An 8,633-nucleotide genomic window follows, 5' to 3' on the forward strand; every position below is an offset into this window, starting at 1 on the left:
CAGATACAACGCGACGGCGTCCGCCTTGAACTCCGGCGGATACGACTTCATCGCCACGTGGAACTCCTTGCCTCCGGATTTCCATCATCCGGCACTCAAGGTGTCCACACATCGGGGCGAGGGCCCCACCGCTGTGACCGAGACTGTCTACCGTCATCAGATCCGGCCTGTGATCCAAACCGGCGCGTTGGCCATGGACCGCATCTTCGACGACCTCACGGACGTTTAGCGCTCGTCAGCATGTCACTCAGTTTGTCACTCAGAAGATCAAAAAGGCCACTTCCGATCACTGGAAATGGCCTTTGACCTGGGTGGAGATGAGGGGATTCGAACCCCTGACCCCTTCGATGCGAACGAAGTGCGCTACCGGACTGCGCTACATCCCCAAGGACTCGACCAGGTTAGCAAACTCCGGAGAGTCCTCGCGCCACCGTTTCAGTCGCCCACCGCTCGCTTGGGCGGCTCGGCGTACTGATCGAACAGCACATCCGAGTTGTGCGAGGCAAGATCGATGATTTCGGCCTCCGCCTCCTCGACGACCCGCCGCTGCTCACGCGACCGCCTCAGCCGCTCAGCCCGCGCCTGACGGGCACGTTCGCGCCGTTCCCTGTCGACTTGTACGGCGATACGGAGAAAGGCCATGTACGCCAGCATGATGGCGACGGAGGGCGCGACCCCCCACCATGGCATCATCTTGACCGCTGCCGTGACGACCGAGGCCAGCACCAGCAGGGCGGTGAAGAAGAGGAGGCGGCGCCGGCGGGCCACGATGATGGCGCGGCGGCGGAGCCGAAACTGGCGGACGTCGACCTTCTCGGCCTCCATCGGCGCTGCCCCGTCGTCCTCGTCGGCGTCGGAGGGGTCGAGGTTGTCGAGGTCGGGAAGCTGGTGCTCGCCGGTGTAGTGCTCTTCGAGTTCGGCGAGTTCGGCCAGGTTGGTCTTGTCCCTGCGCAGCCACATCGGGATCAGGACGCAGAGCCACATCACGACGATGGCAAGGTAGAGGAGGATGCTCATGGGCACCTCCGGGCAGCACGAAGACGCGAGTGTGTTGGTTGCGTCTTCAATGTGCTCACGTCACGCACCGTAAGACCGCGTGTCACTGATTGACGAGCATTCGGTGCGGTGTGTCGCGAGATCGTCAAACCTCTTCGACGGGAGAACCGCCGTGAGTAGCCGACTCACGCGCACGACGCCACTGCACGAGAAGGCCACCAGGAACGTCCTCGACGGTCAACGCGTAACAGATGTGGTCGCGCCAGGCTCCGTCGATGTGGAGTTGGCGCCGCCGAATGCCTTCTTCCCGGAATCCGAGCTTCTCAACCACCCTGCGGCTGGCTTGGTTCTCGGGGCGGATGTTCGCCTCCAGCCGGTGCAGGCCGGTGGTGAAGAAACAGTGGTCGACGGCCATGGCGAGAGCGGTGGGGGTGATGCCCTGGCCGGCCAGCGCGCCGTCGATCCAGTAGCCGACCTGGGCGGAGCGGGCGGAGCCCCATACGATCGCGCCGACGGTGAGCTGCCCCGCGAAGCGCCCGCCGTACGTGACCACCCAGGGCAGCGCGAGCCCCTGTCTGGCCTCGCGGCGCAGGGTGCCGACCATGGAGATGTAGGGGGCGAGACCGGTCCTGAACAGCGGTGTCTCCGGGTTGCTCGGCTCCCAGGGACGCAGCCAGTCGGCATTGCGCAGCCGGGTCTCGCGCCACACGCGCACGTCGCCCAGCCGCAGCGGCCGGAGGCAGACCGGGCCTTCCCTGAGAGTCGCCGGCCAGCCACGAAGTCGATCCACGCTTTCATCATCCCCCTATCGGACATGATGTCGCCACGGGGTCGGCGATCGAGGATCCGGATCGCGGTCAGCGCGGGTGATCGCCGCCCTGGATCTGATCGACCGCGTGGCGCAGAATCGGCGCGAGTACGGCGATGCCGTCGCGTACGCCGCCGGAAGATCCCGGCAAATTTACGATCAAGGTTTGGCCCGCTTGTCCGGCCAAACCCCTGGAGAGTACGGATGTAGGCACCTTTTCGCGATTTGCCTGACGAATGGCCTCGGCTATCCCCGGAACCTCCCGGGTGATCACTCTGGCCGTCATCTCGGGCGTCAGGTCGAGCGGCGTCAGGCCGGTGCCGCCGGTCGTGACGATGACGTCGAAGCCGCCCGCCACGCCGTCGCGCAGCGCCCGCTCGACCGCCTCGCCGTCGGGCACCAGCACGGGGCCTTCGACGGTCTCGCAACCGGCCTCACCGCGCAGCAGGTCGACCAGGAGGGGGCCGGATTTGTCGGCATAAACCCCGGACGATGCCCGGTTCGACACCGTGATCACGAGAGCCCTGATCATGCCGGATCCCGGGTCCAGCGGCCGGTCTTCCCGCCCAGTTTCTCCTCCACCCGCACGTCGGTGATCACCGCACCCGGATCGACGGCCTTGACCATGTCGATCAGCGCCAGCGCGGCCACCGAGACCGCCGTCAGCGCCTCCATCTCCACGCCGGTGCGGTCGGCCGTCTTGACCCGGCACGTGATCGCCACGCCCCAGTCTTCGACCTCCAGCGTGACCTTCACGCCGTGCAACGCGATCGGATGGCAGAGCGGGATCAGGTCGGGGGTGCGTTTGGCCCCCATGATGCCCGCGATCCTGGCCACGCCCAGCGCGTCGCCCTTGGGCACCTCGCCCGACCGCAGCAGCGCCACCGTCTCGGCCGTCAGCAGCACCCGGCCGCTCGCCGTGGCGGTGCGGGCCGAGACGTCCTTGGCGGAGACGTCGACCATGCGGGCGGCGCCGGTCTCGTCGATGTGGGTCAGCTCGCTCACAGCTTGATCACCTCCACCGTGGCGCCCGCGGCCACCTCGGTGACCTCCTCGGGAACCACGATCAGCGCGTCAGCCACCGCCAGGGCGGCAAGTTGGTGGGAGCCCTGCCCGTGCACCGGCGTCACCGTGCCGTCGGGCGCGAGCACACCGCGCAGGAACGACCTCCGCCCGGACGGCGAACGCAAGGGACCGGCGGCCCTGGCGGTCACGAACTCCGGCATGCCGCTGGGCAGGCCGCGCATCCTGTCGAGCGCCGGGCGTACGAACAGGACGAAGGACACGAAGGACGACACCGGATTGCCGGGCAGAGCGAAGATCGGCACCTGGTCGTCCCCCAGGACGCCGAACCCCTGCGGCATCCCCGGCTGCATGGCCACCTTCTCGAACCGGACCGTCCCCAGCGGCGACAGAGCCTCCTTGACCGGCTCGTACGCCCCCATCGAGACCCCGCCGCTCGTGATGATCGCGTCGGCGCGCACCAGGTGGGTGTCGAGTCGGTCGAGCAGCTCGGCCGGGTCGTCGGCGACCGAGCCGGCGCGGTAGCCGTCGGCGCCCGCCTCCCGCACCGCCGCCGTCAGGGTGTAGCTGTTGGACTCCCAGATCTGCCCGGTGGCCAGCGGCGATCCCGGCTCGACCAGCTCGGCGCCCGTGGAGAGGACCACGACCCTGGGCCGCGGCCGCGCCTTGACCCGCCGCCGCCCCACCCCGGCGATGATGCCGAGCTGCGCGGGACGGATCACGGTGCCCGCCTTGAGCACCACGTCGCCTGCCTGCACGTCCTCCCCCGCCCGCCGGATCGCGTTGCCGGCCTCGGCGCGGCGGTCGATGCGCACGGAGACCGTGCCGCCGTCCGTCCACTCCACCGGCACCACCGTGTCGGCCCCCGCGGGCAGCGGCGCCCCGGTCATGATGCGGACGGCATGGCCGGGCCCGACGGCCCGCAGCTCGGTCGACCCGGCCGCCACGTCGTCGATCACCGGCAACGTCACCGGAACTTCCGGCAAGTCGTCAGCGCGTACGGCGTACCCGTCCATGGCCGAGTTGTCGAACGGCGGCAGCGGCACCGGTGACGACACGTCCTCGGCCAGCGTCGCCCCCAGCACCTGCTCCAGATCGAGCTCCAGGGGCGCCAGCGGACGCACAGTGGCCAGGATCTCGGCCAGATGCGCGTCAACCGATTTCATCGAGGAACTCCCGCAACCACGGCACGAAATCCGGCGCCAGATCCTCCCGGTCCGCCGCGAACTTCACCACCGTCCGCAAATAGTCGAGCTTGTCGCCCGTGTCGTAGCGCCGCCCTCTGAACAACACCCCGTGCACCGGCCCGCCCTCCGAGGAGCCGCGGGCAGCGAGCGTGCGCAGCGCGTCGGTGAGCTGGATCTCGCCGCCGCGCCCCGGCGGGGTGTCCTCCAGCACCGCGAACACCGCGGGATCGATCACATAGCGGCCGATGATCGCCCAGTTGGACGGCGCCTCGTCCGCCGGTGGCTTCTCCACCAGGTCGGTGACCCGCACGACGTCGTCCTCGGCGGTCGCCTCGATGGTCGCCACGCCGTACTGCGAGACCTGCTCCTTGGGCACCTCCATCAGCGCGATCACACTTCCGCCGAACGTGTCGCGCACCTCGACCATGCGCTTGAGCAGCGGGTCGCGGTAGTCGATCAGGTCGTCGCCGAGCAGGCAGGCGAACGGGTGGTCGCCGACGTGCTGCTTGGCGCAGAGCACCGCGTGGCCGAGGCCCTTCGGCTCGCCCTGGCGTACGTAGTGGAGCGTCGCGAGCGAGGCGGGCTCACGGACCTGGGACAGCCGATGCTCGTCGCCCTTGGCCTCGAGGGCCCCCTCCAGCTCGAACGCCCGGTCAAAGTGATCCTCGATCGACCGTTTATTCTTGCCGGTGACCATGAGCACGTCGAGGAGCCCCGCCGAGGCGGCCTCTTCAACGACATACTGGATCGCGGGCTTGTCGACGATGGGCAACATCTCTTTCGGTGTCGCCTTGGTCGCCGGGAGAAACCGGGTGCCCAGACCCGCGGCGGGCACGACGGCTTTCGTCACAGGGTCGAAGTCAGCCATGAGTAGACCCTAGTGGAGGCACCTGTGGACAAGCTCAACCTGCGCCGCGAGCTTAACGCGGCGCGTAGTGCACTCTCCCCCGAGCAATTGCGGGCAAACGCCGTCAAGGTCCGCGAAACGCTGCTCGAACAACCGTGGGTCCAGATGGCCGGCCTGGTGGCCTGCTACTGGTCAACGGGGTCGGAGCCGGATACGCACGGGCTGGTGTTCGCTCTGTGGAAACACGGCGCCACCGTGATCCTTCCGGTGCTTCGTGAGGACGACGACCTGGATTGGGCGGTCTATGACGGGCCCGGCACGCTCGCTCCCGGCCGCTTCGGCATCATGGAGCCCGTCGACACCCGCCGCGGCGTCGACGCCGTCCGCACCGCCGCCCTCGTGATCGTGCCCGCCCTGGCGGTGGACAGGAAGACGGGCGTACGCCTCGGCCGCGGCGGCGGCTCGTACGATCGGGCCCTGGCCAGAGTCGGTCCCAACGTCCCCACGGTCGCCCTGCTCCACGACGGGGAGCTGATCGACGACGTCCCGTCCGAACCCCATGACCGCCACGTCCGGTATGCGATGACCCCGTCGGGCCTCACTAGTCTTATGTGAGCACAGGGATGAGAGGGGGCTGAATGACGCTTGATGTCTGGCTCCTTCTCGGAGCGGCGATCGTCATCGCCGCCATCGCGTCCGTACGCGTCGCCCATCGCACCGGCCTGCCCAGCCTGCTGGTGTTCCTGGGCTTCGGTCTCCTCCTGGGCGATTCCGGATTCGGGATCCCTTTCGACAGTCCTCAGGCGGCCCAGCAGATCGGCCTGACGGCGCTGGCGGTGATCCTGGCCGAGGGCGGGCTCACCACTAATTGGTCCCATGTGCGGCGGTCCGTCCCCATAGCCATGGTGCTGGCGACCGTGGGCGTAGCGGTCAGCATCGTCGTGCTGGCGCTGGTCGTCCAGGGCCTGCTCGGCATCGACCGGAACACGGCGCTGATCCTCGGCGCGGTGCTGGCTTCCACCGACGCGGCGGCCGTCTTCTCAGTGCTGCGCAGGCTGCCGCTGCCACCCCGCCTGGCGGGCGTGCTGGAGGCGGAGTCCGGCTTCAACGACGCGCCCACCGTGATCGCCGTGGTGCTGCTCAGCGGGGCGGCGAACTCGTCTCCCAGCTTGGGAACGTTCCTGCTCGACACCACGATCGAGCTGATCATCGGTGCGGCGGTCGGCCTCGCCGTCGGGCCCGCGGGCGCGTACGCGCTGCGCCGCGTCGCCCTGCCCGCCTCAGGCCTCTACCCGATCGCCGTGCTCGCGCTCACCTTCGTCTCGTACGGCGGCGCGGTGCTGCTGCACGGCTCGGGATTCCTGGCCGTCTACCTCACCGGGCTGATCCTGGGCAACTCGCGGCTGCCCCACCGGGCGGCGACCAGAGGGTTCGCCGAGGGGGCGGCGTGGCTGGCGCAGATCGGGTTGTTCGTGATGCTGGGGCTGCTGGCCAACCCGGAGGAGATGCCGTCGGCGATCGTTCCCGGCCTGATCACCGGCACCGTCATGGTGCTCCTCGTGCGTCCGCTGTGCGTCATGGCGAGCTCGGTGGTCGCATGGGTGTTGCGGATGGGCTGGGTGAACTGGCGCGACCAGGCGTTCCTGTCGTGGGCGGGACTGCGCGGCGCGATCCCGATCGTGCTCGCGACCATCCCGTGGGCCTCAGGCGTCGAGGGCTCCAAGGAGATCTTCAACCAGGTCTTCGTGATCGTCATCGTGTTCACCCTGCTCCAGGGGCCGACGCTGCCGTTCGCCGCCCGGCTGCTCAAGGTGGCCGCGCCGGCAGAGCCGCACGACCTCGCGGTGGAATCGGCGCCGCTGGAGGAACTCCAGGCCGACCTGCTGCAGATCACCGTGCCGCCGGGCTCGCGACTGCACGGTGTGGAGATCTTCGAGCTGCGCCTGCCCGCCGGCGCCGCCGTGACGCTGATCGTGCGTGACGGCAGGTCGTTCGTGCCCGCCACCACCACCAGGGTCAGAGTGAACGACCAGCTCCTGGTCGTCGCCACCGCCTCCTGCCGCGACCAGGTCGAACGCCGCATGCGCGCCGTGAGCCGCAGCGGGAAGCTGGCAGGCTGGTACGGCGAGCGGGGGCTGGAATAGGTGTTTGACGGCATCGGTTAGCATTAGCAGTCGCATCCCTCGAGTGCCAAACCTGAAGGAGAAGCGCGTGCCGACCTACCAGTACGCCTGCAACGACTGCGGTGAGCAGCTCGAGGTCGTCCAGAAGTTCACCGATGACGCCTTGACGGTCTGCCCGAGCTGCGAGGGAAACCTGCGGAAGGTCTTCTCCGCCGTCGGCATCGTGTTCAAGGGCTCGGGGTTCTACAAGACCGACAGCCGCTCGTCGACCTCTGGCGCCTCGACCTCCTCCGCGTCCTCGTCGTCGGCTGACTCGTCGTCGGCTGACTCGTCGTCGAAGTCCTCGGAGAGCAAGTCGGGCGACTCCGGCTCCTCAGCCCCGGCTCCCGCGCCGGCCGCCGCCTCCAACTGACCGCGCCATTCGCCTGGACGGGCGCGCCGGGCCTTCGGCATGCGCCGGCCAGGGAGGCCGATCCTTCTCGGTACGCTACCCGTCCGGCAGCCGTATGAGGTGCGGTCGGGCCCTCGGGGCCGTCGACCAGGCGGCGCAGGCCCTCCCGCGCGCAACGGCAGCGGCCCGCTGCCACCAGCCGCTGCGCCTCGTCCTGGCGTTCCTGTGCGGGGTGTCCCCCGTTATCCACAGAACCGCATTCTGCTCCCCACCGCCCGCCCCCACTCCGGCTACTCTCTGCGCCATGGTCACTCGCGCAGACATCGGCGTCATCGGCGGCTCGGGTTTCTACTCCCTGCTCGACGACGCGGAAGAGATCGAGCTCTCCACCCCCTACGGATCGCCTAGCGATGTCGTCACGGTCGGGCGCATCGGCGCGCGTTCCGTGGCGTTCATCCCCCGGCACGGCCGCAACCACCGTTTCCCGCCACACCGCATCCCCTACCGCGCCAACCTCTGGGCGCTGCGCTCGCTCGGGGTCCGGCAGGTGCTCGCGCCCAGCGCCGTGGGCTCGCTGAGAGCCGAATACGGCCCTGGCACCCTGGTCATCCCCGACCAGCTCGTCGACCGCACCTCAGGCCGCGTCCAGACCTATTACGACACCGACGGCGCCGTCCACGTCTCCTTCGCTGACCCCTACTGCCCGTCCGGCCGGGCCGTGGCCGTGCGGTCCGCCAGAGCCGGCGCCTGGGAGACCGTCGACGGCGGCACACTGGTGGTGATCGAGGGCCCGCGTTTCTCCACGCGGGCGGAGTCGCAGTGGTTCGCGTCCAACGGCTGGTCGATCGTCGGCATGACCGGCCACCCCGAGGCGATCCTGGCCCGCGAGCTGGCCCTCTGCTACACCTCGCTGTCCCTGGTCACCGACCACGACGCCGGGGTGGAGAGCGGCCAGGGCGTCACCCACGACGAGGTGCTCAAGTTCTTCGCGCAAAACGTCGCCCGCATGCGCACCCTCGTGACCGAGACCGTCCAGGCGCTTCCCGAGGAGCGCGGCTGCCCCTGCCCCACCGCCCTCCACGGCATCGACCGCCCCTTCGAGCTGCCATGATCCAGACCTGGCTGAGCCGCTACGGCCGTCGCCGCCGTCTCGTCGCGGCGGCGCTGGCCGCCGTCGCGGTCCTGTCCGCCTACCTCGCCACTCGCCCCGCCACCGGCCCCACGGTCCTGGTGGCGGCCCGCGACCTGTCCCCCGGCC

General features: G+C 69.3%; 11 protein-coding genes and 1 tRNA gene. 5 read left to right on the plus strand and 7 right to left on the minus strand.

What is annotated here, in order from left to right; genetic code table 11:
* The coding region (locus E1294_RS55255; RefSeq protein WP_132519459.1) for a hypothetical protein at nt 1-229 on the plus strand (229 nt) is incomplete at its 5' end.
* A gap of 83 nt (nt 230-312) precedes the next feature.
* Here the strand turns inward: E1294_RS55255 and E1294_RS49415 are convergent.
* The 7 genes from E1294_RS49415 to galU all read right to left on the minus strand — a co-directional run bounded on the left by E1294_RS49415 (nt 313) and on the right by galU (nt 4,882).
* A tRNA-Ala gene (locus E1294_RS49415) sits at nt 313-386 on the minus strand.
* Between the two features lie 49 nt (nt 387-435).
* Complete coding sequence (gene sepX / locus E1294_RS49420; protein ID WP_132519462.1) at nt 436-1,017, minus strand: divisome protein SepX/GlpR; 582 nt, start codon at nt 1,015-1,017, stop codon at nt 436-438.
* A gap of 124 nt (nt 1,018-1,141) precedes the next feature.
* On the minus strand, nt 1,142-1,786 hold the full coding sequence (locus E1294_RS49425) for a GNAT family N-acetyltransferase (RefSeq protein WP_132519465.1): 645 nt from the start codon (nt 1,784-1,786) through the stop codon (nt 1,142-1,144).
* 67 nt (nt 1,787-1,853) lie between these two features.
* Nucleotides 1,854-2,336 carry a MogA/MoaB family molybdenum cofactor biosynthesis protein gene (locus E1294_RS49430; RefSeq protein ID WP_132519468.1) on the minus strand — a complete coding sequence of 161 codons (483 nt, stop codon included), beginning with the start codon at nt 2,334-2,336 and terminating at the stop codon, nt 1,854-1,856.
* A complete protein-coding gene (gene moaC / locus E1294_RS49435; protein ID WP_132519471.1) occupies nt 2,333-2,809 on the minus strand; it encodes a cyclic pyranopterin monophosphate synthase MoaC in 477 nt (158 codons plus the stop codon). The genes E1294_RS49430 and moaC overlap by 4 nt, the downstream gene beginning before the upstream one ends.
* A complete protein-coding gene (gene glp, locus E1294_RS49440; protein ID WP_132519474.1) occupies nt 2,806-3,993 on the minus strand; it encodes a molybdotransferase-like divisome protein Glp in 1,188 nt (395 codons plus the stop codon). The genes moaC and glp overlap by 4 nt, the downstream gene beginning before the upstream one ends.
* Nucleotides 3,980-4,882: a UTP--glucose-1-phosphate uridylyltransferase GalU gene (galU, locus tag E1294_RS49445; protein ID WP_132519477.1), complete on the minus strand. Its 903-nt coding sequence runs from the start codon at nt 4,880-4,882 to the stop codon at nt 3,980-3,982. Before galU ends, glp begins: the two co-directional genes overlap by 14 nt.
* A gap of 24 nt (nt 4,883-4,906) precedes the next feature.
* Between galU and E1294_RS49450 the strand changes: the two genes are divergently transcribed.
* The 4 genes from E1294_RS49450 to E1294_RS49465 all read left to right on the plus strand — a co-directional run bounded on the left by E1294_RS49450 (nt 4,907) and on the right by E1294_RS49465 (nt 8,486).
* Complete coding sequence (locus E1294_RS49450) at nt 4,907-5,476, plus strand: 5-formyltetrahydrofolate cyclo-ligase (protein ID WP_165977929.1); 570 nt, start codon at nt 4,907-4,909, stop codon at nt 5,474-5,476.
* Nucleotides 5,477-5,499: 23 nt separating this feature from the next.
* Entirely contained in the window at nt 5,500-7,005 is a 1,506-nt protein-coding gene (locus E1294_RS49455) for a potassium/proton antiporter (protein ID WP_132519483.1), read from the plus strand.
* Nucleotides 7,006-7,072: 67 nt separating this feature from the next.
* The gene (locus E1294_RS49460) at nt 7,073-7,396 is read left to right on the plus strand and encodes an FmdB family zinc ribbon protein (RefSeq protein WP_132519486.1); all 324 of its coding nucleotides are present in this window, start codon (nt 7,073-7,075) and stop codon (nt 7,394-7,396) included.
* 283 nt (nt 7,397-7,679) lie between these two features.
* The gene (locus E1294_RS49465) at nt 7,680-8,486 is read left to right on the plus strand and encodes an S-methyl-5'-thioadenosine phosphorylase (RefSeq protein ID WP_132519489.1); all 807 of its coding nucleotides are present in this window, start codon (nt 7,680-7,682) and stop codon (nt 8,484-8,486) included.
* The last annotated feature ends 147 nt before the right edge of the window (nt 8,487-8,633 follow it).

The sequence above is a fragment of the Nonomuraea diastatica genome, assembly GCF_004349015.1.
Classification (GTDB): domain Bacteria; phylum Actinomycetota; class Actinomycetes; order Streptosporangiales; family Streptosporangiaceae; genus Nonomuraea; species Nonomuraea diastatica.